Source organism: Ramlibacter agri (assembly GCF_012927085.1).
Lineage (GTDB): Bacteria > Pseudomonadota > Gammaproteobacteria > Burkholderiales > Burkholderiaceae_C > Ramlibacter > Ramlibacter agri.
In genome coordinates, this window is sequence record NZ_JABBFX010000003.1 from 168,300 (window position 1) to 195,282 (window position 26,983).

General features: G+C 69.4%; 26 protein-coding genes. 18 read left to right on the forward strand and 8 right to left on the reverse strand.

Annotated elements, in window-relative coordinates; translation table 11 throughout:
* Nucleotides 1–146 precede the first annotated feature (146 nt).
* From HHL11_RS25405 to HHL11_RS25430, 6 genes are read right to left on the reverse strand one after another with little or no spacing between them, the layout of a single operon-like run.
* A complete protein-coding gene (locus HHL11_RS25405) occupies nucleotides 147–1,046 on the reverse strand; it encodes a LysR substrate-binding domain-containing protein (RefSeq protein ID WP_169421406.1) in 900 nt (299 codons plus the stop codon).
* Between the two features lie 22 nt (nucleotides 1,047–1,068).
* Nucleotides 1,069–1,842: an SDR family NAD(P)-dependent oxidoreductase gene (locus HHL11_RS25410; protein WP_169421407.1), complete on the reverse strand. Its 774-nt coding sequence runs from the start codon at nucleotides 1,840–1,842 to the stop codon at nucleotides 1,069–1,071.
* Nucleotides 1,843–1,844: 2 nt separating this feature from the next.
* Nucleotides 1,845–2,408 (reverse strand): cupin domain-containing protein, encoded by a 564-nt coding sequence (locus HHL11_RS25415; RefSeq protein ID WP_169421408.1) that lies wholly within the window; start codon nucleotides 2,406–2,408, stop codon nucleotides 1,845–1,847.
* Nucleotides 2,405–3,331: a LysR family transcriptional regulator gene (locus HHL11_RS25420; protein ID WP_169421409.1), complete on the reverse strand. Its 927-nt coding sequence runs from the start codon at nucleotides 3,329–3,331 to the stop codon at nucleotides 2,405–2,407. Before HHL11_RS25420 ends, HHL11_RS25415 begins: the two co-directional genes overlap by 4 nt.
* Before the next feature lie 2 nt (nucleotides 3,332–3,333).
* Nucleotides 3,334–4,491, reverse strand: a complete 1,158-nt coding sequence (locus HHL11_RS25425) for an alpha/beta hydrolase family protein (RefSeq protein ID WP_169421410.1) — start codon at nucleotides 4,489–4,491, stop codon at nucleotides 3,334–3,336.
* Between the two features lie 7 nt (nucleotides 4,492–4,498).
* Entirely contained in the window at nucleotides 4,499–5,458 is a 960-nt protein-coding gene (locus tag HHL11_RS25430; protein WP_169421411.1) for an NAD-dependent epimerase/dehydratase family protein, read from the reverse strand.
* Nucleotides 5,459–5,626: 168 nt separating this feature from the next.
* Here HHL11_RS25430 and HHL11_RS25435 point away from each other — a divergent pair, with 168 nt between their 5' ends.
* From HHL11_RS25435 to HHL11_RS25460, 6 genes are read left to right on the forward strand one after another with little or no spacing between them, the layout of a single operon-like run.
* On the forward strand, nucleotides 5,627–6,652 hold the full coding sequence (locus HHL11_RS25435) for an SMP-30/gluconolactonase/LRE family protein (RefSeq protein WP_169421412.1): 1,026 nt from the start codon (nucleotides 5,627–5,629) through the stop codon (nucleotides 6,650–6,652).
* A 35-nt stretch (nucleotides 6,653–6,687) separates the two neighbouring features.
* The gene (gene hisD / locus HHL11_RS25440) at nucleotides 6,688–7,968 is read left to right on the forward strand and encodes a histidinol dehydrogenase (protein WP_169421413.1); all 1,281 of its coding nucleotides are present in this window, start codon (nucleotides 6,688–6,690) and stop codon (nucleotides 7,966–7,968) included.
* Nucleotides 7,965–8,723 (forward strand): SDR family NAD(P)-dependent oxidoreductase, encoded by a 759-nt coding sequence (locus HHL11_RS25445; RefSeq protein WP_342593277.1) that lies wholly within the window; start codon nucleotides 7,965–7,967, stop codon nucleotides 8,721–8,723. The genes hisD and HHL11_RS25445 overlap by 4 nt, the downstream gene beginning before the upstream one ends.
* Nucleotides 8,724–8,743: 20 nt before the next feature.
* Nucleotides 8,744–9,739, forward strand: a complete 996-nt coding sequence (locus HHL11_RS25450) for a fumarylacetoacetate hydrolase family protein (RefSeq protein ID WP_169421414.1) — start codon at nucleotides 8,744–8,746, stop codon at nucleotides 9,737–9,739.
* A gap of 14 nt (nucleotides 9,740–9,753) precedes the next feature.
* Nucleotides 9,754–10,722, forward strand: a complete 969-nt coding sequence (locus HHL11_RS25455) for a tripartite tricarboxylate transporter substrate-binding protein (protein WP_169421415.1) — start codon at nucleotides 9,754–9,756, stop codon at nucleotides 10,720–10,722.
* Nucleotides 10,723–10,737: 15 nt separating this feature from the next.
* Nucleotides 10,738–12,036 carry a M16 family metallopeptidase gene (locus HHL11_RS25460; RefSeq protein WP_169421416.1) on the forward strand — a complete coding sequence of 433 codons (1,299 nt, stop codon included), beginning with the start codon at nucleotides 10,738–10,740 and terminating at the stop codon, nucleotides 12,034–12,036.
* Here the strand turns inward: HHL11_RS25460 and HHL11_RS25465 are convergent.
* Nucleotides 12,033–13,046: a LysR family transcriptional regulator gene (locus HHL11_RS25465; protein WP_169421417.1), complete on the reverse strand. Its 1,014-nt coding sequence runs from the start codon at nucleotides 13,044–13,046 to the stop codon at nucleotides 12,033–12,035. The two genes, HHL11_RS25460 and HHL11_RS25465, sit on opposite strands and share 4 nt — an antisense overlap.
* 74 nt (nucleotides 13,047–13,120) lie before the next feature.
* On the opposite strand from HHL11_RS25465, the gene HHL11_RS25470 reads away from it, so the two are divergent.
* The 4 genes from HHL11_RS25470 to HHL11_RS25485 are packed head-to-tail and all read left to right on the forward strand — an operon-like array spanning nucleotide 13,121 to nucleotide 18,524.
* Nucleotides 13,121–14,635, forward strand: coding sequence for a sulfatase (locus HHL11_RS25470; RefSeq protein ID WP_169421418.1), 1,515 nt, complete (start codon nucleotides 13,121–13,123; stop codon nucleotides 14,633–14,635).
* 25 nt (nucleotides 14,636–14,660) lie between these two features.
* Nucleotides 14,661–15,629 (forward strand): Bug family tripartite tricarboxylate transporter substrate binding protein, encoded by a 969-nt coding sequence (locus HHL11_RS25475; RefSeq protein ID WP_169421419.1) that lies wholly within the window; start codon nucleotides 14,661–14,663, stop codon nucleotides 15,627–15,629.
* Between the two features lie 4 nt (nucleotides 15,630–15,633).
* Nucleotides 15,634–16,491 carry an aldose epimerase family protein gene (locus HHL11_RS25480; RefSeq protein WP_169421420.1) on the forward strand — a complete coding sequence of 286 codons (858 nt, stop codon included), beginning with the start codon at nucleotides 15,634–15,636 and terminating at the stop codon, nucleotides 16,489–16,491.
* Nucleotides 16,488–18,524 (forward strand): family 43 glycosylhydrolase, encoded by a 2,037-nt coding sequence (locus HHL11_RS25485; RefSeq protein WP_169421421.1) that lies wholly within the window; start codon nucleotides 16,488–16,490, stop codon nucleotides 18,522–18,524. Before HHL11_RS25480 ends, HHL11_RS25485 begins: the two co-directional genes overlap by 4 nt.
* Before the next feature lie 21 nt (nucleotides 18,525–18,545).
* Here the strand turns inward: HHL11_RS25485 and HHL11_RS25490 are convergent, their stop codons facing one another.
* A complete protein-coding gene (locus HHL11_RS25490) occupies nucleotides 18,546–19,460 on the reverse strand; it encodes a LysR family transcriptional regulator (RefSeq protein ID WP_169421422.1) in 915 nt (304 codons plus the stop codon).
* Nucleotides 19,461–19,540: 80 nt separating this feature from the next.
* On the opposite strand from HHL11_RS25490, the gene HHL11_RS25495 reads away from it, so the two are divergent.
* The 8 genes from HHL11_RS25495 (at nucleotide 19,541) to HHL11_RS25530 (ending at nucleotide 26,983) form a co-directional block, all read left to right on the forward strand.
* Nucleotides 19,541–20,752 (forward strand): NAD(P)/FAD-dependent oxidoreductase, encoded by a 1,212-nt coding sequence (locus HHL11_RS25495; protein ID WP_169421423.1) that lies wholly within the window; start codon nucleotides 19,541–19,543, stop codon nucleotides 20,750–20,752.
* Nucleotides 20,753–20,846: 94 nt separating this feature from the next.
* Nucleotides 20,847–21,875 (forward strand): SMP-30/gluconolactonase/LRE family protein, encoded by a 1,029-nt coding sequence (locus tag HHL11_RS25500; protein ID WP_169421424.1) that lies wholly within the window; start codon nucleotides 20,847–20,849, stop codon nucleotides 21,873–21,875.
* Complete coding sequence (locus tag HHL11_RS25505) at nucleotides 21,872–22,855, forward strand: fumarylacetoacetate hydrolase family protein (RefSeq protein WP_169421425.1); 984 nt, start codon at nucleotides 21,872–21,874, stop codon at nucleotides 22,853–22,855. The genes HHL11_RS25500 and HHL11_RS25505 overlap by 4 nt, the downstream gene beginning before the upstream one ends.
* 3 nt (nucleotides 22,856–22,858) lie before the next feature.
* Nucleotides 22,859–23,644, forward strand: a complete 786-nt coding sequence (locus HHL11_RS25510) for a cyclase family protein (protein WP_169421426.1) — start codon at nucleotides 22,859–22,861, stop codon at nucleotides 23,642–23,644.
* A 105-nt stretch (nucleotides 23,645–23,749) separates the two neighbouring features.
* On the forward strand, nucleotides 23,750–24,691 hold the full coding sequence (locus HHL11_RS25515; RefSeq protein ID WP_169421427.1) for an ABC transporter substrate-binding protein: 942 nt from the start codon (nucleotides 23,750–23,752) through the stop codon (nucleotides 24,689–24,691).
* Complete coding sequence (locus HHL11_RS25520; protein ID WP_342593278.1) at nucleotides 24,688–25,467, forward strand: ABC transporter ATP-binding protein; 780 nt, start codon at nucleotides 24,688–24,690, stop codon at nucleotides 25,465–25,467. The genes HHL11_RS25515 and HHL11_RS25520 overlap by 4 nt, the downstream gene beginning before the upstream one ends.
* Nucleotides 25,467–26,231, forward strand: coding sequence for an ABC transporter permease (locus tag HHL11_RS25525; protein WP_169421428.1), 765 nt, complete (start codon nucleotides 25,467–25,469; stop codon nucleotides 26,229–26,231). Before HHL11_RS25520 ends, HHL11_RS25525 begins: the two co-directional genes overlap by 1 nt.
* Complete coding sequence (locus HHL11_RS25530) at nucleotides 26,228–26,983, forward strand: ABC transporter permease (RefSeq protein ID WP_169421429.1); 756 nt, start codon at nucleotides 26,228–26,230, stop codon at nucleotides 26,981–26,983. The genes HHL11_RS25525 and HHL11_RS25530 overlap by 4 nt, the downstream gene beginning before the upstream one ends.

Genomic DNA, 26,983 nt, shown 5'->3' on the forward strand with positions numbered 1-26,983 from the left:
AAAGCAGCTTTGCTGCGGGAGGGAACCTCGCCCTCGTTGTCGATAGCCTTGTAGGGTGCGCAGCTTGCTGCGCACCGCACGAGGAAGACCGCGCGCGGTGCGCAGCAGAGCTGCGCACCCTACATCGACACCGCGAGCGGGGAAGATTACGACTTCAGCAAGGGCGTCGCGAGCGTCCGGATCAACTCCGCCACCGAACGTGTCGCCAGCGTGTGCGGCCGATGCGTGGTGGTGGCGAGCACGATCGTGCGATCGAGCGCCGGCTTGACGATGGGAATCGTCGCCAGCCGGCGGGTGTCGTGCGGCGCCAGCGAGCTGGCCGTGATGGCGAAGCCGCCGCGGCAGGCCACCATCTCGTGCTGCAGGCGGATTGAGTTGGCTTCGAGCGCCGCGACCAGCGACAGGCCGCGCTCGCGCGCCAATGCGGACAGGCGGGCGCGCAAGGGATGCGGTTCACTGGGCAGCACCAGTGACAGCGTCGCCACCTCGTCGAAGGGAATCGACTTGCGCTTCGCGAAGGCATGCGACGCCGGCACCACCAGGTACAGCGCGATGCGTTCCAGCACCACCTCACCGGGCTGCTCCGCGCCTTCGCGCAGCAGGATGGCCAGGTCCAGCCGCCCCTGCACCAGCCAGTCTTCCAGCTGCACGCTGGAGCCCTCCGTCAGGTGCAGCCGCACCTGCGGCCATTGCTTGCGCACTTCGGTGAACAGGCGGCCGGCGAGCACCGGCACCATCGAAGGCAGCATGCCGAAGCGCACGTCGCCCATGGGCAGGCCCTTGCGCGTGCGCATTTCGTCGGCCAGTTGCTCGGCGTCGCGCAGCAGAATGACGATACGCGGATAGACCTCCTGGCCGAACTCGGTCAGGACGACGCCGCGGCCGGTGCGGCGGAACAGGCGGGCGCCGGCTTCGCGTTCCAACTGCGCGATGTGGCGGCTGACGACCGACAGCGGCAGCTCCAGCGCCAGCGCCGCGGCGGAGACGCTGCCCAGGTCTGCCGCCTTGACGAAGACCTGCCACTTGGGGTCGAGGATGCTTTGCACGGCCCCATTGTGGCCCGGTGCTTCAGCTGCCGTCGCTGATGACGGTCCCGCCGTCCACCACCAGGGCCTGCCCCGTCAGGAAGCCGCCGGCGCGCCCGGCCAGCATCACGGCGACGCCGGCGATCTCCTCCGGCAGGCCGGGCCGGCGCAGCGGCGTGGCGGCCATGCGCTTTTCCATGAACTTCGCGTCGGCGATCAACTGCTCGGCGAAAGGCGTCTTCACCAGGCCGGGGCAGATCGCGTTCACGCGCACGCGGTCCGGGCCCCATTCGACCGCCAGGCTGCGCGCCAGCTGCACCAGGCCGGCCTTGCTGACGCCATAAGGCCCCAGCGCCTTGGTGCCGCGGAGGGCAGCGATGCTGGCGACCAGGATCACGCTGCCGCCGCCGGCCTTGGCCATCGCGGGAATCGCGCGCGAGGTCAGCCACACGGCGGCCAGCAGGTTGATGCCCAGCACGCGGTTCCAGTCGCGCGCGCTGCCGGTGCGCATCGGCCCGACCGGGCCCTCGATGCCGGCGTTGGACACCAGCGTGTCGAGGCGCCCGAAGCGCGCCAGCACCTGGTCCACCGCGGCTTCGCATTGCGCCTGGTCGGAAACGTCGAAGGGCAGGGCGCTGGCCTGCAGGCCGCGCGCCTGCAGCTCCTGCGCCGCGCCTTCGCACTTGGCGGCATCGATGTCCGCCAGAACGACCTGCGCGCCGTGCTGCGCCAACGCATCGGCAATGGCCAGGCCCAGCCCGCTGGCGGCGCCGGTGACGAGGGCCACCTGGCCTTTCAGGTCGAAGAGGGAAGTCATGCTCAACGTGCCGGCGTGACGCCGTCGTCGTACTGACCGTCGATCAGCACGAACATCATCCGGCACGTCTCGCCGCTGCGGTTCGCCCAGGCGTGGTTGGTGCCGCGCTGCACGACGACGTCGCCCTGCTGCAGTTCCACCACGCCGTCGTCCAGCACCAGCGTCATCGCGCCGGACAGCACCACGCCGTAATCGACTGATTCGGTGCGGTGCATCAGCGGATGCGGCGAGTCGGCACGGACGGTCGATGCAGATGAGTCGCCAATGCCAGCGAAGGCATCGTGCATGCGCTGAGCGCCATTGCGCAGGAAGTCCTCGGTGTCCGGCGGGATGTCGACGATGCGCACTCGCGTACCGCCCTTGGGCGGCGGCAGCAACAGTGGGCCTTCGGTCGGGTCCGGGCCGTTGCCTACCGTTGCAGGCGTGGACGCCGTCGACCAGATCTCGTGGAACACGGTTCCGGGAATCTGCGGCAGCGCGACGCTCTTGGCGGGCGGGCCGTTGTGCGTGACGATGGACAGGCCCGCCGGGCTGTGCCCGGTGACCACGCGGCGCATGGGTTTCATGGAAGATCCAGGGAAGAAAGGGAAGGCAATTGCGCCGCGGCATCGACGATCAGCTGCCGCAGCCATTGCGCGCCCGGGTCGAGGTCGCGCGCCTGGTGCCACTGCAGCACCTCGGTCAGCCGCGGCACGGCGAAGTCCAGCCGCACGCGGCGCAAAGGCAGGCTGGGGTCCAGCCGCGCGGCCGCCCGCGCGTGCAGCGTGGCGACGAGGCGCGTGCCCGCCACCAGCTGCGGCAGCAAGCTGTAAGTGGGCGTTACCACCTGCACCTGGCGGATCTCGCCGTGCGCGCGGTCGAACCAGGATTCGAAGAAGGGCTTGCCGAGGCTCTCGTAACACACGTGCCCCAGCTGGAGATATTGCGCCAGCCCGATGCTGTCGCCCACCTCGGGATGGTCGCGGTCCACCACCGCGCAATAGCCATCGTCGAACAGGTTGACGGCGGAGTGGCTGCCGGAAGCGAAGACCTCCGGCGTGACCAGCAGGTCGATCTCGCCCGCCTCCAGCTGCACGGCGCTTTCGCGGGCGGGCTGGCGCAGTTCGATGGTGATGCCGGGCGCCGCCTGGTGCACGCGCCGGAGCACGTCCACCAGCAGCACGTTGACCACGTAGTCGGAAGCGACCATGGTGAAGCGCCGCCGCGTGCTGGCCGGCTCGAACTCCGGCTTGATGCCCAAGGTGGCGTCGATGCGCACCAGCAGGTCGTTGATCGGGCCGACCAGGCTGCGCGCCAGCGGCGTCAGCTCCATCTTGCGGCCCACCTGGGTGATCAGCGGATCGCCGAAGTACTCGCGCAGTCGCGCCAGGATGCCGCTCATGGCCGGCTGCGTGATGTGCATGGCTTGCGCCGCGCGCGTCACGTTCTGCTCCGCCAGCAGCGCGCGCAGCGCGGTCAGCAGGTTCAGGTCCAGCCGCTGGTAGCGCATGGCTAGGCGGTGCGTCCGCCGAGTGTCTCCGCGACCCAGTCGGCGATGTAGTGGCCGGCGTTGATGCTGTTGTCGAAGCTGGAGTGCTGCTTGCCGCCTTCGCGGTCGGTGAAGACCTTCAGCTCGCGTTTGGGCGAGTTCACCAGCTGCTCGTACGTGCGGTGCGCCCACTGCAGCGGGATCTGCGAATCCTTCTCGCCGTGCGTGACAAGGAAGGGGACCTTGATGCGGTCCAGGATGCCGTCCAGGTGCACCTTCTCGGCGATCTGCATGAACTCCTCGTTGTCCTTGCCGCCCCACACCCAGCGCACGTGTTCCCAGTAGTGCGGCACCGGGAGGCTGCCTTCGCGCGCCAGGCGCTTCTTCTGCACGTCGCGCCAGTCGTGGTTGGCGCCCCAGACCACGCCCATGGCGAAGCGCGGCTCGAAGGCCACGGCACGCGGGCAGTAGTAGCCGCCCAGCGACACGCCTTCCAGGCCGATGCGCTTGGGGTCCACGTCGCCGCGCTGCTCCAGCCAGTCGACGATGCGGCTGGCCCAGTGCTCGCTGTCGTAGCGGGCCTGCAGGCCGTGCAGGCGCAGCGCCTCGCCAGTACCGGGCTGGTCCACCACCAGCGAAGCGACACCGCGCTTCGCCAGCCAGGCCGGCAGGCCGACGCGGTACTTCATTTCCTTGGTCGAGTCCAGGCCGTTGACCTGCACCAGGATGGGCGCACGGCCTTCCACGCCCTCGGCGCGCACGTACAGCGCCGACAGCACCTTGCCTTCGTAGGGGATCTCGACGCGCTCGCAGTTCTCGCGCGACAGCCTCAGGCTGCGCGCGAACACTTCCAGGAAGCGCTGGTACAGCGCCAGGCGGCCCGGCGCGCCGTGCGCCTGCAGGCGCTCCGCGGTGATCAGGTAGGTGGAGGCGCGGTTGTATTTCTCGCCGGCCGAGAGCAGGCGGCCGCGCGCCTCGTCTTCCTCGGCCAGCTCGCACAGCTTGTCGGCCATCTTCTGCCAGGTCTCGCGGAAGGCCTGCGTGCCGGCGGCGTCGGGCTGCTTCGCGGCGTCCTGCAGCGGCGCGCACATCTCCTCGATCTCGCCGATGCGCGCACCCATCTCGATGGCGAGGTCGACGGAGAGGTTCCAGACGTAGTTGGTGGGGAAGTAGCGGAACATGGAGTCCTTAACCGAATTGCGTGGCGCGGCGCACGAGGTTCTCGAGCGAGCCGTCGTTGCGGAAGCCGGCCGCGTCGGCGGCCGGTGTGACGATGGGCGGGAAGCTGCCGAACAGCGCCTCGATGCGCGCCTCGGGCTGCCAGGTGGCGAGCGCCGACACGTCTTCGCCGCGCACGGCGCCGATGGCGGCCACGAGTTGGGCGAAGCTGAAGTGCAGCGTCGGCAGGGTGAAGCTGCGGCGCGTGCCCAGGCGCTCGGCCGGCACGCTGGCCGCATGCAGCAGGTTGTCGACGATGCTGGGGAGCGACGAAGCCCAGGTGCTCGCCTCGGGCCGCACCGGCAGCGTGATCGGGCGGCCGGCGCCCAGCTCGCGAATCATGTCGCTCATGAAGGCCGACATCTGGCCGGTGCGCGCCGGCGGCCGGGCCAGCACGCCGGGCAGGCGCACCGAGCGGCCGTCCACCCAGCCGCGGCGGCTGAAGTCGCTGACCAGGATCTCGCCCACCAGCTTCTGCGCGCCGTAGCTCATGCCCGGGCCGGCCGGCGTGTCGTCGTCCACCTGCGCCGGCAGCGGCGAGGCGAAGATGCCGATGGTGCTGGCGAACACGAACACCGGCGCGCGGCCGCCGCGCAGCGCTTGCGCGCGGGCGGCTTCCAGCAGCAGCGTGGTTCCGCCCAGGTTGACGTCGCGGGCCAGCTCGTAGTTGTGTTCCGCCGTGCCGCCGGGAATGCTGGCCAGGTGGAAGACGACGTCCACCGGCGGCTCGAAGGCCGTGGCCACGCTGGCGGGGTTGGCGATGCTGCCGGCCAGCTGGCGCTCGAACTCCGCCGGCGCGGCGCCGGCAAAGGCGGTGTCCAGCGCAGTCAGCCGCGTGATGGGTTGGCCGGCGAGGCTGCGCGCCTCGCGCAGGCTGGCGACGAGGGCCTGGCCCACGAAGCCGTTGGCGCCGGTGACGACGATGTGCATGTGCTTTCCCGGTTTGGAGCGGGCGATCGTAGCGGCGGCCCGGGGGAAGCAGAAATCGTTTGCGGCGATGCTTTCCATCAGCCTGGGTGATGCCATAGGGCGGCGGCATGGGCTGCATCGCGAGATTCGATTTCCGCTCCTGGACAGCGCTGCCTAGCATCCGCCGCCATGAGTTCCCCACCCAATCCCCTGGCCGGCTGGCGCCTGGACCGGGCCGACATCCGCTACGTCGGCCACGACCTGCAGCGGCCGGAATGCATCCTGGCCGAGCCGGACGGCACGCTGTGGACGGCCGACGCGCGCGGCGGCGTCATGCGCATCGCGCCGGACGGCGGCCAGACCTTGATCGCGCAGCAAACGCCGGAAGCCCGCGACGACGCGCCCAAGTCGCCCGAGCGCCTGATCCTGGGCGGCACGCTGCCGAACGGCCTGGCCTTCGACCGCGACGGCAACATCCTGATCGCCAACTTCGGCACCGACGCCATCGAGCTGATGACGCGCGACGGCCGCTCGCGCACGCTGTACGACGCGATAGCCGGCGAGCCGCTGGGCAAGACCAACTTCGTGCTGAGCGACTCGCAGGGCCGCATCTGGTTCACGGTGACGACGAAGCTGTCGCCCTGGACCCGCTCCATCAACGAAAAGGCACCGGACGGCTACGTGGGCGTCATCGACGAACACGGCATCCGCGTCGTCGCCGACGGCTTCATCGGCACCAACGAGATCCGCTTCGACGCCAGGGAGGAGTGGCTCTACGTCGTGGAGTCCAATGCCCGCCGCATCTCGCGCGTGCGCATCGGCCCCGGCGCGACCGAGCTGGCGCGCGAGGTGTTCGGCCCGGCCGACCTGGGCGGCATCCCGGACGGCTTCGCCTTCGACGCTCACGGCAACCTGTGGATCACGCTGATCATGCACGAGCGCCTGGTGGCGCTGACGCCCGAGGGCGAGCTGCTGACGCTGTTCGACGACGGAGACCCGCAGCAGGTGGCGGCCTTCGACCAGCATTTCTTCGCCGGCACGATGACGCCGGAGGTAATGGCTAGCTGCAAGGGCACCGTCGCGCCCTGGATGGCCAGCGTGACCTTCGGCGGCCCGGACCTGCGCACCGTGTTCCTGGGCAGCCTGATGGGGAATCGGCTGCCTTGCTTCCGTTCTCCCGTTGCCGGTTTGCCGCTCCCGCATTGGCGCGCCTGAACGCCGTTTCCCCTTCCTTCTTCCACCCAACAACCATGACCGTCCAATACCTCAAGAAGGGCAAGGCGATCGAAGCGAAAGCCGAGATCAACACCCAGATCCGCGCCACCGTCGAAGGCATCCTGGCCGACATCGAGCAGCGCGGCGACGCCGCCGTGCGCGAGTACTCGCAGAAGTTCGACAAGTGGGCGCCGGCCTCCTTCCGCCTGACGCAGGAGCAGATAGCCGCCGCCATCGCCGCCCTGACGCCGCAGGCGCTGGAAGACATCCAGTTCGCGCAGGCGCAGATCCGCCGCTTCGCGCAGATCCAGAAGAGCTCCATGCACGACGTGGAGATCGAGACGCTGCCGGGCGTGGTGCTGGGCCACAGGAACATCCCGGTCAACTCGGTCGGCTGCTACATCCCGGGCGGCAAGTACCCGTTGATCGCCTCCGCGCACATGAGCGTGCTGACCGCCAAGGTGGCCGGCGTGAAGCGCGTCATCGCCTGCGCGCCGCCTTTCGACGGCCAGCCCAGCAACGAGATCGTCGCCGCCATGCACCTGGCCGGCGCCGACGAGATCTACTGCCTGGGCGGCGTGCAGGCCGTCGCTGCCATGGCGCTGGGCACCGAGTCCATCGCCGGCGTCGACATGCTGGTGGGGCCCGGCAACGCCTATGTGGCCGAGGCCAAGCGGCAGCTGTTCGGCCGCGTCGGCATCGACCTGTTCGCCGGCCCCACCGAGACGCTGGTGATCTGCGACGACACCGTCGACGCCGAACTGGTGGCCGTGGACCTGCTGGGCCAGGCCGAACACGGCCCGACCTCGCCCGCCTACTGCATCACCACCAGCAGGAAGATCGCCGCCGGACTGCCGGCCGCCATCGACAAGGTGCTGTCCCGCCTCGACACAGCGGCCATCGCCAGCGTCTCCTGGCGCGACTACGGCGAGATCATCCTGTGCGACAGCGACGAGGAAGCGCTGGTGGAAGCCGAGCGCCTGTGCTCCGAGCACGTGCAGGTGATGACGAAGGACCCGGACTGGTACCTGCAGCGCATGACCAGCTACGGCGCGCTGTTCCTGGGCGCGCGCACCAATGTTTCCTACGGCGACAAGGTGATCGGCACCAACCACACGCTGCCGACCATGGGCGCGGGCCGCTACACCGGCGGCCTGTGGGTGGGCAAGTTCATCAAGACGCACACCTACCAGCGCGTGCTGACGGACGAGGCTTCGGTTGCCATCGGCGAGGTCTGCTCGCGCCTGTGCGCGCTGGAGCACCTGGCCGGCCACAAGGAGCAGGCCGACATCCGCGTGCGGCGCCTGTCCAAGTGAGCTCGCTGCAAGGCAAGGTGGCCCTGGTCACCGGCGGCGCCGGCGGCCTGGGCCAGGCGATCTGCGCAGCGCTGGCCGGCGCCGGCGCTTCGGTGGTGGCGGGCTACAACCGCTCCGCCGCGGCGGCCGAGGCGCTGGCCTTGCGCCTGCCGCGGCCGGTCCCGGAGGCTATACATGCCGCGCTCGCCGCGCCGGTGACCGACAGCCAGGCGCTCGCCACGCTGGCGGAGGATATCGCGCGCCTGTACGCCCGCTGCGACATCCTGGTCAACTGCGCGGGCATCACGCGCTACGTGCCGCACGCGGACCTGGACGCGCTGGACGACGCGCTGGTCGACGACATCCTGGCCACCAACGTGCGCGGCGTGATCGCGACCGTGCGCGCGATGCGCGGCCTGCTGGAACGCAGCGGCAACGCGCTGGTGGTCAACATCTCGTCGATCGCCGGCCGCACCGCCATGGGCAGCAACATCGCCTATTGCGCGTCGAAGGCGGCGGTCGACAACCTGACCTTCTCGCTGGCCCGCGCGCTGGCGCCGGCGATCCGCGTCGTCTCCGTCTCGCCCGGCCTGGCCGATACGGACTTCGTGCAGCAGATGGACCGCGCCTGGCGCGACGAACAAGCCGGCCGCACGCCGCTGAAGCGCCTGGCCGCGCCCGAAGAAGTGGGCCTGGCTGTGCTCGCGGCCGCCACGCACCTCAGCTTCAGCACCGGCGTCGTCATCCCCGTGGATGGCGGCCGGCCCCTGCAATAAACCCCAAGGAGACAAGAAAGATGAAACTCGCCACCCTGAAGGACGGCACGCGCGACGGCCGCCTGGCCGTCGTCTCGCGCGACCTCGCGCGCGCCGTGGACGCCGGCGCCATCGCGCCCACGCTGCAACTGGCGCTGGAGAACTGGGACACCGCCGAACCGAAACTGCAGGCTCTGTATCGCCAGCTGAACGCCGGCGAAGCTGCGGGCGCTTTCGCTTTCGCTTTCGCTTTCGACCCGGCCCAGGCCATGGCGCCGCTGCCCCGCTGCCACCAGTTCGTCGATGCTTCCGCCTTCCTGAACCACGGCGACATCATGGAGCAGGCTTTCAAGCTCACCGTGAAGAAGACGCCGGGCATCCCCATCCTCGTGCAGCGGCAAAGCGATGCCTTCGTCGGCGGGCGCGACGACTATCCCTTCCCGACCGAAGCGGACAACGGCGACTTCGAAGGCGAGTACGCCGTGGTCCTGGACGACGTCCCGATGGGCGTGAACGCCGCCGAGGCGCACAAGCACATCCGCCTCGTCACCATCCTGAACGACGTGAGCATGCGGGCCCACCTGTTCCGCGAACTCGCCATGGGCTTCGGCTTCATCCAGGCCAAGCCGGCCACCGCCTTCGCGCCGGTGGCCGTGACGCCCGACGAACTGGGCGAGGCCTGGAAGGACGGCCGCGTGCACCTGGACCTGCGCGTCGCGCGCAATGGCGACTGGTTCGGCAACCCGAACGGCCGCGAGATGGACTGGAGCTTCGGCGAGCTGATCGCCCACCTGGCCTACAACCGCCGCCTCGGCGCCGGCACCATCCTCGGCTCCGGAACTGTGTCCAACAAGGGCTACCGCCAGGTCGGTTCCGCCTGCCTGGCCGAGCGCCGCGCCGTGGAAACCATGGACCACGGCGAGGCGTGCACGCCCTTCCTGAAGTTCGGCGACGTGCTGCGCTTCGAGGTGCTGGATGCGCAGGGCGCATCGGTGTTCGGTGCAATCGAGCACCGCATGGTGAAGGCAAGTCGGTAATGCGCTCGCCATCCATGCTCTCCCGCCGCAGCTTCGTCGCCGCCGGCGCGACCCTGCTGCCCTTCGCCTCCGCACGCGCGCAATCGCCTGCGATGGCGAAGATCCTCGTCGGCTTCCCGCCCGGCGGCGGCTCCGACGTGATCGCCCGCGCCGTGGCCGACCAGATCCGCGGCAACTACGCTGGCACCGTCCTCGTCGACAACAAGCCGGGCGCCGCCGCGCGCATCGCAGCGGAGGCCGTCAAGGCCGCCGCTCCGGACGGCCAGACCATGCTGCTCACGCCGGCCGCGGTGCTGACGTTGTACCCGCACGTCTACAAGGAGCTGCGCTACGACCCGTTCAAGGACTTCACGCCCGTGACGGCGGTCTCGAGCACGCAACTCGCCATGTTCGCGGGCCCCGCCGTGCCGCAGAAGGTCACCACCGTGCCGGAACTGGTGCAGTGGTTGAAGGCCAACCCGAAGCTGGGCACCTTCGGCTCGCCCGCCCTGGGTTCGGCGCCGCACCTCACCGGCCTGATGTTCGGCAAGCTCGCCGGCGTCGAGCTGCTGCCCGTGGCCTACCAGGGCGCCGCGCCGGCGACCCTGGCCTTGCTGGCGGGCGAGGTGGCCCTGAGCTTCGGCTCCATCTCCGATGGCATCGAGTACGTGCGCTCCGGCAAGCTGCGCCTGCTGGCGACGACGGGCGAGAAGCGCTCGCTGCACGTTCCGACGGCGCCCACCTTTGCCGAGACCGGCTTCCCCGACCTGGTGATCGAGGACTGGCATTCCATCCTGCTGCCGGCGAAGGCGCCCGCAGCCGTAGTGGCGCGCCTGCACGAGGCCGTGCGCAAGGCGGTGGCGACCCCGCCCGTGCAGTCCACCTTGAACCGCTTCGCCTTCGAGCCGCTGGCCAATTCGCCCGAAGACTTCGCGCGCATCCTGCGCACGGAGCACGAGCGCTGGGCGCGGATCGTCCGCACCCTGAAATTCAGCATGGAGTGACGTAGCATCGCGGGGATGTCCAGCCCACTCCCCGCTCCGGTCCTCCACACGCTTGCCAACGGCGTCCGCCTGCTGGCGGTTCCTTTCCCGCAGGGGCAGAGCGCCAGCGTGGGCGTGTTCCTGCGGGCCGGTTCGCGCGACGAGACGGCGGCCAGCAACGGCATCGGCCACGTCCTGGAGCACATGGCCTTCAAGGGCACGCAGACGCGCTCGGTGCAGGCGATCAACCTCGACGCCGAGCGCCTGGGCGCCGACGTCAACGCCTTCACCAGCAAGGACAGCACCGGTTATTTCATGACCGGGCTGGGCCGGCATGCGCCGCAGCTGCTGGAGATGACGGCGGACATCGTCCTGAACAGCACCTTCCCGGAACAGGAGCTCACGCGCGAGCTGGAGGTGATCCGGCAGGAAGCGATCGAGTACGAGGAAGACCCGGAAGACAAGTCGGGCGAACTGCTGGACAAGGCCATCTGGGGCGGCCATCCCCTGGGCATGCCGGTGATCGGCACGCTGGAGAACCTGGACGTCTTCACGCGGCAGCACGTCGTCGACCACGTGCAGGCGCACTACCTCGGCGGCAATGCCGTGGTCGCGGCGGCCGGCCACTTCGATGTGGACGCCTTCTTCGCGCTGGGCGAACGCCTGTTCACCGGCATGCCGGACGCGGCTTCGGCAGCGCGCGGGCCGGCGCGCTACGTGGGCGGCGCGCTGGGCCAGCGCTTCACCGGCGTGTCGCAGGTGTTCCTCAACATGGCCTGGCCGGTCACGCCGCCGGCCGGCCAGCAGGCGCAGGACCAGCGCTGGCGCGTGGCCGGTTCGCTGGCGGCGCTGCTGTTCGGCGGCGGCATGTCCGCGCCGTTTACGGATACGGTCCGCGAACGCCTCGGCCTGGCCTACACGGCGCATTCCTATGTGGAGAACGGCGACGGCTGGTTCAACTTCATCGTCCAGGCCGTGACGACGCCCGACAAGCTCGATGACCTGGTGGACGCCACCGGTCGGCTGCTGCGCGAGCAGGCCGCGCAGCTGGACCCGGTGCACGTCGAACGGGCCAGGAACCAGCTGGCCGTCTCGCGCGTGCGCGCCGCGGAGCGCAGCTACGCCGCGATGGAGCGCGCCGTCGACGACCTGTTCTTCCTCGGCGAGGCGACTGCGCTGCCGCAGACGCTGCAGCTGATCGAGGAGATCACGGCCGACGAAGTGCGGGCCGTGTTCGAGCGCATGCTGGCGCACCCGGTGGCGTTGGCGATCACCGGCAAGGCGGCGACGGCGAAGCGGGCGAAGGAGTTGGCGGGGCGGGTGGCTGCCCGCTAACGCGCGCGCCGGCTGCGCACCGCCTGCGCGCTGGGCGCGGCGGGCCGCGCCGCTAGGAATTTCTTCACCCGCTGCGCGCTGGCGGGCAGCAGCTCGCAGCCTTCGGGCAGTTGGTCGACATGGGCTTCCAGGTACTGCAGGGCGCCGTGCACGAAGGCCTGTACGGCGGGCATCGGCTCGCGGTCCGCAGGGAGCTCGAAGGCGATCAGGCGGAAGACTTCAGGCCGCGTGAGTGGCCGGCTGGTGACCGAACGCAGGGCCGGCGTCGGGCAGGACAGAGCCGGTAGCAGCGTGACGCCCAGGCCGCCTTCCACCATGCCGTTCAGGGTGCTCGCCTGGTCCACCTCGATGGGCGGATGGACCAGGGGCAGCCCGCTGATCGCCGCGTCCATGTAGGACCGGAACAGCGCGCCGCGCCGCAACAGGATCAGGCGCTCGTCGATCAGCTGCGCGGCGTCGATGCTTTCCTGCCGCGCGAGCGGGTGGTTGCTGGGCAGCACCACCCGGAAGCGATCGCGCAGGAAGGGCAGCAGCGCCTGCGGCGCCGCGCTGCTGCTCTGGGTGAGCATGGCCAGGTCGCCTTCGCCGCGGTCCAGGCGCTGGCGCAGCACCGGGTCTGCGTGGTCGTGCACTTCGACGCTCACCTCCGGGTGCTCCGCCGTGAACTCGCGCACCAGCGCCGGCAGCAGCCGGTGCGCAATGGACGGGACGGTGAAGAGGTCCACGCGACCGCGCCGCAACTGTGCCCATTCCGAGCCGCGCAGCATCATGCGTTCGTAGGCGTCCAGCACCCGCCTGGCCTCGACCAGGAACTCCTCGCCGGCCGGCGTGAGCCGCACCGAGCGCGTGGTGCGCTCGATGAGCCGCACGCCTACCACGTCTTCCAGCTTGGCGATGGCCTGGCTCAGCGCCGGCTGGCCCAGGTGCACGGCTTCGGCCGCAGCACCGAAGGAGCCGCTGTCCGCCAGGGCGGCGAAGGCGCGCAGGTGGCGCGGGTTGGGATAAATCATTTTTCGTGATGGCTAGTCAAGCAGAATCGATTTGTTGCAGGAATCGACGCGGCCTAGTATCGCCCCGTCCTGCCATGAAGACCATCTTTCTCCTCTTCGATTCGCTCAACCGGCGCAGCCTGCAGCCCTACGGCGGCACCGCGATCAAGACGCCGAACTTCCAGCGGCTGGCCGAGCGCTGCGTCACCTTCGACAACCACTACGTCGGCAGCCTGCCGTGCATGCCCGCGCGGCGCGACATGCACACCGGCCGCCTGAACTTCCTGCATCGGGGCTGGGGTCCGCTGGAGCCTTTCGACAATTCCTTCGCCGCGCTGATGCACAGAGCGGGCGTGTATTCGCACCTGGTGTCCGACCACTACCACTACTGGGGCGACGGCGGCGCGACCTACCACAACCGCTACGACACCTACGAGTTCATCCGCGGCCAGGAGCGCGACCCGTGGAAGGCGATGGTGCAGCCGCCGTGGGAGCGCTTCCGCGAGATGTACCACCCGAAGCAGTTCACGCAGGAGCGGCGGCACAAGCACTCCGCCCACATGATCAACCGCGAGGCTATCCGCGAGTACGGCGACTTCCCGTCGGTGCGCTGCTTCGACGCGGGCCTCGAGTTCCTGCAGGGCAACCGCGAGGCGCAGGACTGGCTTCTGCACCTGGAGACCTTCGATCCGCACGAACCCTTCCACGCGCCGGCGGAGTTCCGCAAGGACTACCCCACCAGCTACCAAGGCCCGATCTTCGACTTCCCGCCTTACAAGCGCGTCACCGAGACCATAGCGGAGTGCGACGAGCTGCGCGCCAACTACGCCGCGATCGTCGCCCTGTGCGACCACGAGCTGGGCCGGCTGCTCGACTACATGGATGAACACGCCATGTGGGACGACACCGCGCTGGTGGTGACCACCGACCACGGCTTCCTCCTTGGCGAGCACTCGTGGTGGTCCAAGAATGTGATGCCCTGCTACGACGAGGTGGCGCACATCCCGCTGTTCATCCATCACCCGGCCTTCCGCAAGCAGGCCGGCACGCGGCGCCAGGGCCTGACGCAGACCGGCGACCTGATGCCGACGCTGCTGCAGATGCATGGCATGGAGATCCCGGCGGAAGTCACCGGCGTGTCGCTGCTGCCTTTGCTGGAGAAGGAAACCACCGTGCGCGAGGCCGCGATCTACGGCGTGTTCGGCAGCGCGGTGAACGTCACCGACGGCCGCTACACGTTGTTCCTGTATCCGCCCGAGATGCACCGCGCGGGCCTGAACCAGTACACGCTGATGCCGATGCACATGAAGGAAATGTTCGCGGTGGAGGAACTGGCCGAGGCGCGGCTGGCGCCGCCGCTGCCCTTCACCAAGGGCGCGCCCGTGTTGCGCGTGCCGGCCACGCCGAAATCGCCGCAATACAAGCTGCACGGGCCGGGCGCGCAGAACGACACGGTCACCGTCATGTTCGACCTGGCCAGCGACCCCGGCCAGGAACACCCTATCAACGATGCGGCCGTGCACGCGCGCCTTTGCGGCGAGATCGCGCGGCTGATGAAGCAGAACGACGCGCCACCCGAGTATTTCGAGCGGCTCGGCCTGGCGGCCTGAACCTTCAAGAACAGCAGGAGACAAGATGCAGACCCGAAGATTCCTTGCCGCCGCCGCGGCCGCCCTGGCGCTGGCCGCCAGCTTCCAGGCCGCTGCCGCCTGGCCGGAGAAGCCGATCCGCTTCGTCGTGCCGTGGCCCGCAGGCGGCTCCTCGGACGCCGCCGCGCGGCTGGTGGCCAAGCACCTGGGCGACCGCCTGAAGCAGCCGGTCCTGATCGACAACAAAGCCGGCGCCTCCGGCAACATCGGCACCGGCGACGTGGCGCGCGCCGCCCCCGACGGCTACACGCTGCTGCTGTCTTCCGGCCCGTTCTCCATCAATCCCAGCCTGTACCGCACGCTGCCCTTCGACACGCTGAAGGATTTCGTGCCCGTTGCGCAGATCGCGAATACGCCCAGCGTGCTGGTCGTCTACCCGGGCACGCCGGCGCGCAGCATGCAAGAGTTTGTCGCTCTCGCGCATGACCCGTCCAAGCCTCTGGCGGTGGCGACTCCCGGCAACGGTTCGGCGCAGCACCTCGCGCTGGAACTGCTGCGCAAGAAGGCAGGCCTGAGCATCAACCACATCCCGTACAAGGGCGGGGCGCCCGCAGTGACCGATGTCCTGGGCGGGCAGGTGTCCGCGATGATGTCCGGCTTCCCCGAGGTGGCGCCCCACATCAAGGCCGGCAAGCTGCGCGCGCTGGCGGTGACGACGGAAGGCCGCTCGTCGTTCCTGCCCGATGTGCCGGCGCTCACCGAGCTGAAGCTGGCCGATGCCGGCTCCGCCGGCTGGAACGGCATCCACGTGCCGGCGAAGACGCCGCCGGAGATCGTCGCCCGCCTGCACGACGAAGTGAACGCGGTGCTCGAGATGCCGGAGGTGAAGGAGCAACTGGCCGCGCTGGGCTTCGAGGTGCGCCGCACCAGCCAGAAGGACTTTGCCACTTTCGTGACGCAGCAGATCGTTCGCTGGAAGCAGGCCGTCGAACTCTCCGGCGCCCGCATCGACTGAAGGCATGGCGCTCCTGTCCGGAGACGGCGCGATCGAACTGCGATCGGGCCGCTACACCGCGCGCGTCGTTCCGGGCGCAGGGGGACGCATCGCGGCCCTGGCCTGCGAGGGCGTCCCCCTGCTGGTGGAGTGGGACGGCGCCCGCTTCGACGAGCACCACTGGCCGAAAGCGGGAGCCTTTCCGATGCTGCCCTTCGCGAACCGGCTGCCGCCCGAAGGTTTCACCTTTGGCGGGCGGCAGGTCCGGCCCACGCCGGGACCTGCGGGATTTGCCGTGCACGGCTTCGGGCATCGCAAGCCCTGGCAGGTGCTGGAGGCCTCGCAGCAGCACGTGCAGATGGAGTGCGTGCATGCCGGGGGCGAGGAGGACTGGCCGTGGGCATTTCGTGCGGCCCAGGAAGTGCGGCTCGCGGACGACGGGCTGCACGTGCACTTGTCGGTGCGAAACGATTCGACGGAGGCCATGCCGCTGGCGATGGGCCTGCATCCCTATCACCCGGTTCCGGTGGATGCGATGCCCGCAGACCTGCACTTCGAAGCGGCCGGCCGGCACGAACTCTGTGCGCTGGGTCGTGCGGCCGAAGCGCCAGTCGCGCCCGGATTCGGCATGTGCCGCGGGGAAACCGCTGCATTCAGCGGCTGGACCGGCAGTGCGCGCTTCGGCCACGCGACCGACGTGCGCTGCGCCGGCGTGGAGGCCCTCGTGCTGCACCGGCCGGCGCGGGGTGATTACCTGTGCATCGAGCCCGTCACGCTGTTGCCCGGCCGGCTCGGCGCCCTCGCGCTGGCCCCTGGCGAAACAAGAAGCCTGTCCTGGAGCTGCAGCCGGCAGGCCACCAAGGATTTTCTGGAGACAACATGAAGCAACTTCTCTTGCGACAGACCACGGCCCGCCTGCTTGCAGGCTTGTGCGCTGCCCTCGTGCTGGCCAGCTGCGGCGGCGGTGGCGACGGCAGCAGCGCGTCCTCCGCGACGGCGGCCTCGCGGACCACGGCGCTGCTGCAGAACTTCATCACGGACGATCCGCTCGCCGGCGACAACGGCCTGCCCGCCTCGCCGGCGGCGCCCCTTTCCTACGGGCCCATCAACATGGGCGTGGACGTGGACGGCAATGCCATCCAGGCGGTCGACGAGCAGGACGTGCGCTACTTCGACGGGCACTACTACCTGTATGGTCCGTCCTTCACCTGCGGCGCCTTCAACTATTCGCCGGGCGTGAACACGGGCCCGCTGGTGCCGACCAGCCCGAACACGATCTATCGCTACTGCGGCCTGACGATCTACCGGTCCGACGACCTGATGAACTGGAAACTGGTCGGCACCCAGTACCTGCAGGACGCCGCGACGGGCGAGCACTTCGTCGTCAAGAAGCCGCGGGTCGTCTACTCGCCCAAGACCGGCCTGTACAACCTTTGGTTTCTCGACGGCCAGGCGGGGCTGACCACCACCAGCAGGACCGGCAAGTACTTCATCGTGCAGTCCACTTCGCCGACCGGGCCGTGGAGCACGCCTTTCGAGCCGACCGTCGCCGCAGGCGCTCTGGGTCCGGTGGACTTCTCCATCAACACCGGGCCGGACGGCACCTCCTACATCGCCTCGGGGCATTCGGGTGTCGCGGTGATGCAGCTCAATGACGAGAAGACCGGCACCATCGACAACGTGCAGGTGAACATCGCGCTGCAGGCCTCCGCCACTCCCAGCGTCATCACACTGGGCGGCCTGGGCATCAGCTACCACGCCGGCTGGTGGTACCTGACCGGCTCGGCCGGGTGCGGCAACTGCGTCGCAGCCAGCTTCTACTACTTGCGCGCCAAGGATCCGCACGGCCCCTGGATGAGCCCCATCGACGATTCGACAACGCAGCCGGTCATCCCCGCCGTGCTGTCGGTGGACTCCGGAAAGGCGCAGATGCACAGCGCGGTGATGCTGCCGGATGGCAGCGGCGGCACGCAGGTGCTCGTTCCCGGCACGCACTATCGCTCCAACCCGCTCGGCGCGCCCGGTACGTCCGTGGCGCAATCGGGCGACAACAACCTGGCGCTCTCCGGCCTGTACCTCACGCCGCTGTCCTTCGACGCGCAGGGACACATCCAGCCGCTGGCGATCACGCCCAGCTACGAGTTCCCGCTGGCGCGGCCGGTCGAAGCGGTGACGCCGCCGGCCTGGCAGGCCGCCCTGGTGGTCACCAAGGACCGCTCGGTCGTCCAGTCATGGACGGTGACTTCGCAGCTTGCGACCATCTACCCGGCCGTGTTCCAACGCACGCCGGATACATCCCCGAACCCGGCCGCAACCGCGACCATCCAGCAACCCATGGTCGATGCACCGCTGCTCGCCCGGCTGAACCTGCCCAACGGCCGCTCGTTCGCCTGGACCATCGATCCGCGGACCGTGGCCTGGGCGCCGACGAAGATCGCGCTGAACCTGCCCGAAGCCTTCGTGGGCCAGGGACGCGTGACGCTGACCCTCAGCACCGCGGCCACCAATGGCGGCTACGGCGTCGCCGTCGGCAAGAAGGGCAGCGCCCTGGCGGGCGGTGAATACCGCGTCGTCCAGGGCGGCACGCAGACCGTGCTGCCGAACGCGGAGATGCTCGTGCAGGCCGGCGCGCTTTCCGCCCAGGCGCCGACCATCACGGCGCAGCCGCGAAGCCTGAAGGTGGCCGCCGGCAGCAACGTGGGCTTCCTGGTGCAGGCGGATGGTGTGGGCCTGGGCTACCAGTGGCTGCGCAATGGCCAGCCCGTGCTGGCGCCCGATGGCTACAACGAGTGGACCACCGCGGCCTTGCGCCTCGCCAGCGTGACGGCGGCCGACAGCGGCACGTACACGGTGCAGGTGTTCAACCAGGTGGGCAGCGTCACCTCGGTGCCGGTGACGCTGGAGGTCACGCCCTAACGCGCCTTGCCGGCGGTCGCGTCAGATCGCCGGCATCCTCTCCGCCACCGCCACGATCTGCTCGCGCACCCACTGCACGCCGGGATCGTCCTCGCGGTAGCGGTGCCACTGCAGCACCTCGGTGAGCCGCGGCGTGTCCAGCGGCGGCTCGAACAGCTTCACCGGCATGGCCTGCGCGAACTGCATGGCCAGCCGCGTCTGCACGGTGGCGATGCGGCGGGTGCCGACGACGAAGCGCGGCATCAAGGTGAAGCCGTGCGTCACCACGTCGATGCGGCGCGTGTGCCCATGCTGGTTGGCGTACCAGGACTCGAACCAGGGGTTGTTGCCCTGCTCGTTCTGGTACACGACGTGGCCCAGCGACTGGTACTGCTCCAGGCTCAGGCTGTCGCCCAGCTCCGGGTGCTGGGCGCAGGCGATCACCTGGTAGGTGTCCTCGAACAGCACGGCCTGCGGGTGGTCGGCCAAGGTCAGGTGGGCCGGCGTCACCAGGAAGTCGGCGCGGCCCTGGTCCAGGTCCTGCGCCATCGTGTTGCTGGAAGGCCGGATGTCGAAGGCGAGGCCAGGCGCCACCTGCGCGATGCGCCGCAGCACCTCCGCCATCAACACGTTGGAAACGTAGTCGGAGGCGATGACTACGAAGTGGCGCTGCGCGGTGGCGGGGTCGAAGTCCGGCCGCACGCCCAGCGTGGAGTCGACCTTCAGGATGATGTCGCGCACCGGCTGGATCAGGCTTTCGGCGCGCGGCGTCAGCTTCATCGTGCGGCCCACGGGCACCAGCAACTGGTCGTCGAAGTATTCGCGCAGCCGCGCCAGCACGCCGCTCATGGCGGACTGCGTCATGTGCATGCGCTCGGCGGCGCGCGTGACGTTGCGCTCGGCGAGCAGGGTGTCGAGCGCGATCAGCAGGTTGAGGTCGATGCGCTGGTACCGCATGGCGGGGATCATAGCCGGGCAGTGCGGCGGGAACGCCGGGAGCCCGGCCGGCATCCATGGACGACAATCCACGGCGAACCATGAGCAATTCCATCGTCATCATCGGCGGCGGCCACGCCGCCGCGCAGCTGTGCGCCGCCCTGGCCGAAGCGGGGCAGGGCGCCCGCGTGCACGTCGTCTGCGAAGAGCCGGCCCACCCTTACCAGCGGCCGCCGCTGTCCAAGAGCTACCTGAAGAATGCCGGCGAAGCGCTGCAGCTGCATCGCGACGACGCCTGGTACGCCGGCAAGGGCATCACGGTGCACCTGGATGACGCGGCGGTCGCCATCGATCGCACGGCGCGCAAGGTGCGCCTGGCCTCGGGCCAGGAGCTGGCTTATGGACAGCTGGTGCTGGCCACCGGCTCGCGGGCGCGCGTGCTGCCCGCGCTGGCGCAGCCGCTCGCCAACGTGCTGAGCCTGCGCAGCGCGGCCGACGCCGAGGCCATCCGCTCGCGCCTGCAGGAAAAGACCGGCCAGCTGGTCGTGCTGGGCGGCGGCTTCATCGGCCTCGAAGTGGCGGCCACGGCGCGCCACCTGGGCTGGGAAGTGCGCGTGCTGGAGGCCATGCCGCGCCTGCTTTCGCGTTCTGCCTCGCCGGAGTTGTCGGCGCAGATCCTGGAGCACCATCGCAGCCAGGGCACGCAGGTGGAGCTGGAGGCCAAGGTCTCGGACTTCCGCGCGGAGAGCGGGCGCCTGGCGGCGCTGCGCGTGAATAGCGAGGAAGTGGCCGTGGACCAGCTGCTGCTCGGCATCGGCGCAATGCCGGAAACGCGGCTGGCGCAGGAGGCCGGCCTGGCAGTGGAAAACGGCATCGTCGTCGATGCCGCCCTGCGCACCTCGGATCCGGACATCCTGGCCATCGGCGATTGCAGTTCCTTCCCCTATCGCGGCCAGCACGTGCGGCTGGAATCGGTGCAGAACGCCAACGACCAGGGCAAGGCTGCCGCGGCGACCCTGCAGGGCCAGCCCGCGAACTACGCGCCCGTGCCCTGGTTCTGGTCGGACCAGGGCGGGCTGCGGCTGCAGATGGTCGGCCTGTGGCGGCCCGGGCTGCAGGCGGTGCGCCGGCCCGGCGCCACGCCGGCCAGCTTCAGCCTGTTCCACTATGACGGCGCGGACCTGGTCGCCGTGGAATCGGCGAATGCGCCGATGGACCACATGATGGCGCGGAAGATCCTGGAAGCGGGCAAGTCGCCGGCTGCAGCGCAGGTGGCGGACCCGGCGATCCAGCTGAAGACGCTGCTTACCTGATCGCTGGATCGGCAGGTATTGCGCCTGCCGATGCCTCCCATCGCCAATATCCGTTGGTGCGGCGCGCGGCCTTTCCCTAAGCTGCGCGCCGACGATGACCCGTAACAACCCCCTCAAGGGCTGGCAGGTGGACCGCGCCGCGATCCGGCATGTCGGCCACGACCTGCAGCGCCCCGAATGCGTGCTGGCCGAGCGTGACGGCACGGTCTGGGTGGCCGACGCCCGGGGCGGCGCCATGCGCATCGCGCCGGACGGCAGCCAGCACCTGGTGGTGCCGCGGCAGCCCGCCGACACCGGAGAAATCGACTTCCAGGCTCGCTACGTGCAAAGCCAGGGCTCGCTGCCCAATGGCATGACCTTCCTGGCCAACGGCGACTTCCTCATCGCCAACTGGGGCACGGATTCGGTGGAAGTGATGACGCGCGAAGGCCAGGTCCGCCGCCTGTTCGACCGGATCGATGGCCAGCCGCTCGGCAAGTCCAACTTCCCGCTGCGAGACCGCAAGGGCCGCCTCTACCTCACCGTCACTACGCGCATGCAGCCGTGGACCGGCTCGATCAACGCGCGCGCCGCCGACGGCTACATCGCGCTGTTCGACCAGCAAGGCAACGCTCGCATCGTCGCCGACGGCTTCGAAGGCACCAACGAGATCCGCATGGACGCCAACGAGGAGTGGCTCTATGTCGTGGAGAGCAACGCCCGCCGCATCTCGCGCCTGCGCGTGCAGCCGGATGGCTCGCTGACGCACCGCGAGATCTATGGGCCCAGCAAGCTCGAAGGCTTCCCGGATGGCATGGCCTTCGACGCCTTCGGCAACCTGTGGATCACGCTCGTCATGACGGACAAGCTGATCGCGATCACGCCCGACGGCGAGGTGCTGACCTTGCTGGACGACAGTAACCCGGAAGCGACCAAGCGCCTCAACGAACACTTCGAGGCCCGCACGCTTACGCCCGAGATCATGGGCGCCACCGCCGGCACGCTGGCGCCGTGGATGGCGAGCCTTACCTTCGGCGGCACCGACCTGCAGACCGTCTACATCGGCAGCCTGCGCGGCCTCACGCTTCCCAGCTTCCGCGCGCCGGTCGCCGGCCTTCCCCTCATCCACTGGAGCGAACGATGAAACTCGCCACCCTCAAGAGCGACAGCAAGGACGGCCGCCTGGTCGTCGTCTCGCGCGACCTCAAGCGCGCCGCCGATGCGACGCAGGTCGCGCCCAACCTGCTCGCCGCCCTGGAAAACTGGGCGACGGCGGAGCCCAGGCTGCAGGCGCTGTACGAGCAGCTGAATGCCGGCAAGGCACAAGGCGCATTCGACTTCGACGCGCAGCAGGCCGCCGCGCCGATCCCGCGCGCGCCGCAGTGGTGCGACGGCTCGGCCTTCCTGAACCACGGCAACCTGATGCAGACGGCCTTCAACATGCCGCCGATCCCGGACGCCGAGACCATGCCGCTGATGTACCAGGGCGGTTCCGACGACCTGCTGGGCGCGTGCGACGACCTGCCGCTGCCCGACGAAGCGCACGGCATCGACTTCGAAGGCGAGTTCGGCGTCATCGTCGACAGCGTGCCCATGGCCTGCTCGCCGGCCAAGGCCGCCAGCCGCATCCGCCTGCTGGTGCAGATCAACGACGTCAGCCTGCGCGCCTTCGGCCCGCGCGAGATGAAGACCGGCTTCGGCTTCTTCCAGGCCAAGCCTTCGTCCAGCTTTGCGCCGGTCGCGGTGACGCCGGACGAAATCGGCGAAGCGTGGAAGAACGCCCGCGTCTGCCTGGACCTGGCCATCGAGTTCAACGGCCAGTGGTTCGGCGACCCGAACGGCCGGGAAATGAACTTCGGCTTCGACCAGCTCATCGCCCACGCCGCCACCACGCGCAAGCTGAGCGCCGGCACCATCATCGGCTCGGGCACCGTGTCCAACGCCGGCGGCAAGAAGGGCTCGGCCTGCATCGCCGAGCGCCGCGCCATCGAGCAGATCGCCAACGGCGCGCCCAAGACCGCTTTCATGAAGTTCGGCGACCGCGTGCGCATGGAAGCGCGCTGGCAGGACCAGCCGGTGTTCGGCACCATCGAGCAGCGCGTCGTGCAAGCGCCCAAGGAGTAAGCCATGCCCCGTTTCGTCGACCTGTCGATCTACCTCGAGAACGACGTCCTGTCCGACCCGCCGCCGCTGGCGCCGAAGATCACCTACCAGAAGCACGCCGACACGCTGCCGGAATTCATCCAGATGATCCCCGGCACGAAGGCCGAGGACTATCCCGATGGCGAGGCCGCGGCGGCCGAGTGGGTGACGCTGACGACGCACAGCGGCACCCACCTGGACGCGCCCTGGCACTTCCACTCCACGCAGGACGCGAAGCTAGACCAAAAGAAACCGTCGCTGACCATCGACCAGATTCCGCTGGACTGGTGCTTCCGCCCTGGCGTGAAGCTGGATTTCCGCCACTTCCCGGACGGCTACGTGGCGACGGCGCAGGACGTCGAGAACGAGCTGAAGCGCATCGGCCACGAGCTGCAGCCCTTTGACATCGTCGTGGTCAACACCCGCGCCGGCTCGCGCTACGGCAACAACGACTACGTGCAGGCCGGTTGCGGCATGGGCTACGAAGCCACCATGTACCTGCTGGAACGCGGCGTGCGCCTGACCGGCACCGATGCCTGGAGCTGGGACGCACCCTTCTCGTACACGGCGAAGAAGATCGCCGAGACCGGCGACAAGTCGCTGATCTGGGAAGGCCACAAGGCGGGCCGCGACATCGGCTACTGCCACCTGGAGAAGCTGCACAACCTGGAAGCGCTGCCCGGAGACGGCTTTACCATCAGCTGCTTCCCGCACAAGATCCGCGGGGCCTCCGCCGGCTGGACGCGCGCGGTCGCGATCTTCGAGAATTGAACGAGAGCCCGTAGGGTGCGCAGCTTGCTGCGCACCTGGGACACGGATCGCGCGGTGCGCAGCAAGCTGCGCACCCTACAGACAACCAACAAAGGAGACCTCACGATGATCAATCGCCGCACCCTGCTCGCCACGGGCGCCAGCTTGGCCGCCACCTCCCTGCCCCTGCGCGCGCAGGCGCCCGTGAAGGCCACCTTCGGCTACACCGCGGTCACCGACTACGCCACCGTGTTCATCGCCCGCGAAGAAGGCTACTTCGTCAAGCACGGCATCGACGTCACGCCGCAGATGGTGCCGCTGAACCCGTCGATCCCGCCGGCGATCCAGTCGGACTCGCTGCAGCTGGGCGGCCCCACGCCCTCGGTGTTCCTGCAGGCCGTCGAAGGCGGGCTGGACCACGTGGTGCTCACCGGCGGTGGCGCCACCTCCAAGAAGATGACAGGCCTGGGCCTGGTCGCGCGTTCCGGCTCCGGCATCAAGACGGCGCAGGACTGCGTCGGCAAGAAGATCGGCGTGCCCGGCCTCGGCGCCTTCCTGCACGTGGGCTTCCGCGCCTGGCTGAAGTCGCAGGGCGTGGACTACACCAAGGTCAACTTCATCGAAGCCGCCTTCCCGCAGCACGGCGACCTGCTGCGCGGCGGCTCGCTCGACGCGGTGGTGACGGCCGACCCGTTCATGCAGCGCATCCTGTCCAGCGGCGCCGGCTACGTGGCGTCCTACTACTCCACCTTCCTGCCGGACGGCCTGCCTTCGCTGGTGTTCGTGGCGCGGCGCGACTGGGTGCAGAAGAACATGGCGGCCGCCAAGGGCTTCCAGGCCGGCATCGCCGAAGCGGCGAAGTTCCTGGTCGACCCGAAGAACAGCGTGAAGGTACGCGAGCACATCGGCAAGTACATCAAGCTGCCGCCCGAAGTGCTGGCCACGGCGCAGATCAGCCCGCCATTGCCGGTGGTCACCGAGCCGGTTCTGGGCTGGTGGGCCGACCAGATGGTGGAACAGAAGCTTCTGAAGACGAAGCCCAACCTCGCCAACCTGATCGTCAAGTGAAGGCGGACCCGAGCCCCGTCCTCAGCTTCGACGGCGTCGCCATCCACCTCGGTGGCCGCGAGATCCTGTCGCCCACCAGCGTGCAGGTGGGGCAGGGCGAATTCGTCTGCATCATCGGGCCTTCGGGCTGCGGCAAGACCACGCTGCTGCGCGCGGCGGCCGGCTTCGTGCAGCCTTCGGGTGGCGAGGTGCGGCGCCTGGGCCAGGTGGTGAACGGGCCCTCGCGCGAGGCGGCTTTCGTGTTCCAGGACTACGGCCGCGCGCTGCTGCCCTGGCGCACGGTGGCGGGCAACGTCGCCCTGGCGCTGGAGGCGGCCGGCGTGCCGGCGGCGCAGCGGCCGGAGCGCATCGCGCGCGCCCTGAAGACGGTGAATCTGTCGGCGCACGCGGACAAGTTCCCGCTGCAGCTGTCCGGCGGCATGCAGCAGCGCGCGCAGATCGCCCGCTGCCTGGCGCAGGAGCCGCGGCTGCTGATGATGGACGAGCCCTTCGGCGCGCTCGACGCGATGACGCGCGAGTCGCTGCAGGACGAAGTGGCGCGGCTGGTGCGCGAAAGCGGCCTGACGGTGCTGTTCGTCACGCACGATCTCGATGAAGCCATCTACCTCGGCGACCGCGTCATCGCGCTGCGCGCCAATCCGACGCCTGAGAAGCCCAGCGTGGCGGCCGTGGTCGACGTACCCATCGCGCATCCGCGCAACCAGCTGGAGACGAAGGAACATCCGGAGTACCTGCGGCTGCGGCGCGAGCTGTATCACTACCTGGGGCACCACTGATGCGGCGCTGGTTGCAGGGAGCCGCCCGCGGGCTGGCCGTGCCGCTGGTGCTGGTGGCGGCGCTGGAGGCCTACATGCATGGGCCGGGCAAGAACAGCGATGCGCTGGCCGCGCCCACCGCCGCCGCGCAGGCGTTTGGCCGGGCGCTGGTCGACGGCTCGCTGCTGCAAGGCACGCTGTTCACGCTGGGCAGCGCGGCGCTGGGCCTCCTGATCGCGCTGGTGCTGGGGACCTTGCTGGGCATCTGGCTGGGCCTGTCGCGCCAGGCCGGCGCCTGGAGCTTCCTGACGGTGGAAGTGCTGCGGCCGGTGCCCTCGGTGGCCTTGATTCCGCTGTCCATGCTGGTGTTCGGCTTCGGCGTGCGGATGGAAAGCGCGGTGGTGGCCTTTGCCGTGTTCTGGCCGATGCTGGTGCTGGCGCAGTCGGCGGCGCGCCAGGTCGATGCACGCCTGCTCGAAGTGGGCTTCGCGCTGGGGTTGTCGCCGTGGGCGCGCCTGAGCAAGATCGTGCTGCCGGCGATGGTGGCGCGCCTGTTCGTGGCGATCCGGCTCGGCGTGGCCATCGCGCTGGTGGTGGCCGTGACGGTGGAGATCGCCGCCAACCCGCACGGCATGGGCTACGCGATGATGGTGGCGCAGCAAAGCCTGGACCCGGCGCTGATGCTGGCCTGGCTGTTCTGGATCGCGGTGGTGGGCTACCTGGTGAACCTGCTGGCGCTGGTGCTGGAACGCCGCATCGCGCGGGCAATGGGAGCCGTGGCATGAAGCGCCTGTCTTCGTGGATCGGCTCGCTCGCCGTGCTGGCGCTGACGCTGGGCCTGTGGTGGCTCGCAAGCCACGAGCAATGGGTCAGCAAGGTGTTCCTGCCCACGCCGGAAGCGGCGTGGGCCAGCCTGCAGGAAGGCCTGCGGGAAGGCAGCCTGGGCGAACAGTCCTGGGCCACGGTAGGCCGCATGGTCGAAGGCTGGCTGCTGGCCTGCCTGGCGGGTGTGCTGCTCGGGGCACTGGTCGGCACGTCGGCCGCGGCGCGTGCGTGGCTGCAGCCGCTGCTGGAGTTCATCCGGCCCTTGCCGGCTTCAGCGGTGCTGCCGCTGGCGATCTCGCTGTTCGGCCTGAGTGGCGGCATGGTGTTGTTCGTCGTCGCTTTCGGCGCGATGTGGCCGGTGCTGCTGGCCACCTTGCACGGCTTCGCCAACGTGGAGCCCCGGCTGCGCGAAGTGGCGGCGGCCTTGCAGTTGCCGCGGCGCGACTTCATCTGGAAGATGGGCCTGCCGAATGCGATGCCCGACATCCTGGCCGGCATGCGGCTGGCGATGACGGTGTCGCTGATCGTCGCGGTGGTGGGCGAGATGATCGCGTCGCAATCGGGGCTGGGGCAGGCCATTCTGCTGGCCGCGCGCTCTTTCCGTGCGAGCGACCTGTTCGCGGGCATTGTGCTGCTGGGGGTGATCGGTTTCGTGGCGAATGCTTTGCTGGCAGCCGCTGAGAGGCGTTTGCTGCGTTGGCAGCTTGCCTGA

Bases quoted from the DNA above. Each gene is read 5' to 3' on its own strand.
- HHL11_RS25410 (WP_169421407.1), bottom strand. From the start codon at position 1,842: ATGACTTCCCTCTTCGACCTGAAAGGCCAGGTGGCCCTCGTCACCGGC.
- HHL11_RS25415 (WP_169421408.1), bottom strand. From the start codon at position 2,408: ATGAAACCCATGCGCCGCGTGGTCACCGGGCACAGCCCGGCGGGCCTG.
- HHL11_RS25420 (WP_169421409.1), bottom strand. From the start codon at position 3,331: ATGCGCTACCAGCGGCTGGACCTGAACCTGCTGACCGCGCTGCGCGCG.
- HHL11_RS25425 (WP_169421410.1), bottom strand. From the start codon at position 4,491: ATGTTCCGCTACTTCCCCACCAACTACGTCTGGAACCTCTCCGTCGAC.
- HHL11_RS25430 (WP_169421411.1), bottom strand. From the start codon at position 5,458: ATGCACATCGTCGTCACCGGCGCCAACGGCTTCGTGGGCCAGGCCCTC.
- HHL11_RS25435 (WP_169421412.1), top strand. From the start codon at position 5,627: ATGAGTTCCCCACCCAATCCCCTGGCCGGCTGGCGCCTGGACCGGGCC.
- hisD (WP_169421413.1), top strand. From the start codon at position 6,688: ATGACCGTCCAATACCTCAAGAAGGGCAAGGCGATCGAAGCGAAAGCC.
- HHL11_RS25450 (WP_169421414.1), top strand. From the start codon at position 8,744: ATGAAACTCGCCACCCTGAAGGACGGCACGCGCGACGGCCGCCTGGCC.
- HHL11_RS25455 (WP_169421415.1), top strand. From the start codon at position 9,754: ATGCTCTCCCGCCGCAGCTTCGTCGCCGCCGGCGCGACCCTGCTGCCC.
- HHL11_RS25460 (WP_169421416.1), top strand. From the start codon at position 10,738: ATGTCCAGCCCACTCCCCGCTCCGGTCCTCCACACGCTTGCCAACGGC.
- HHL11_RS25465 (WP_169421417.1), bottom strand. From the start codon at position 13,046: ATGATTTATCCCAACCCGCGCCACCTGCGCGCCTTCGCCGCCCTGGCG.
- HHL11_RS25470 (WP_169421418.1), top strand. From the start codon at position 13,121: ATGAAGACCATCTTTCTCCTCTTCGATTCGCTCAACCGGCGCAGCCTG.
- HHL11_RS25475 (WP_169421419.1), top strand. From the start codon at position 14,661: ATGCAGACCCGAAGATTCCTTGCCGCCGCCGCGGCCGCCCTGGCGCTG.
- HHL11_RS25480 (WP_169421420.1), top strand. From the start codon at position 15,634: ATGGCGCTCCTGTCCGGAGACGGCGCGATCGAACTGCGATCGGGCCGC.
- HHL11_RS25485 (WP_169421421.1), top strand. From the start codon at position 16,488: ATGAAGCAACTTCTCTTGCGACAGACCACGGCCCGCCTGCTTGCAGGC.
- HHL11_RS25490 (WP_169421422.1), bottom strand. From the start codon at position 19,460: ATGCGGTACCAGCGCATCGACCTCAACCTGCTGATCGCGCTCGACACC.
- HHL11_RS25495 (WP_169421423.1), top strand. From the start codon at position 19,541: ATGAGCAATTCCATCGTCATCATCGGCGGCGGCCACGCCGCCGCGCAG.
- HHL11_RS25500 (WP_169421424.1), top strand. From the start codon at position 20,847: ATGACCCGTAACAACCCCCTCAAGGGCTGGCAGGTGGACCGCGCCGCG.
- HHL11_RS25505 (WP_169421425.1), top strand. From the start codon at position 21,872: ATGAAACTCGCCACCCTCAAGAGCGACAGCAAGGACGGCCGCCTGGTC.
- HHL11_RS25510 (WP_169421426.1), top strand. From the start codon at position 22,859: ATGCCCCGTTTCGTCGACCTGTCGATCTACCTCGAGAACGACGTCCTG.
- HHL11_RS25515 (WP_169421427.1), top strand. From the start codon at position 23,750: ATGATCAATCGCCGCACCCTGCTCGCCACGGGCGCCAGCTTGGCCGCC.
- HHL11_RS25525 (WP_169421428.1), top strand. From the start codon at position 25,467: ATGCGGCGCTGGTTGCAGGGAGCCGCCCGCGGGCTGGCCGTGCCGCTG.
- HHL11_RS25530 (WP_169421429.1), top strand. From the start codon at position 26,228: ATGAAGCGCCTGTCTTCGTGGATCGGCTCGCTCGCCGTGCTGGCGCTG.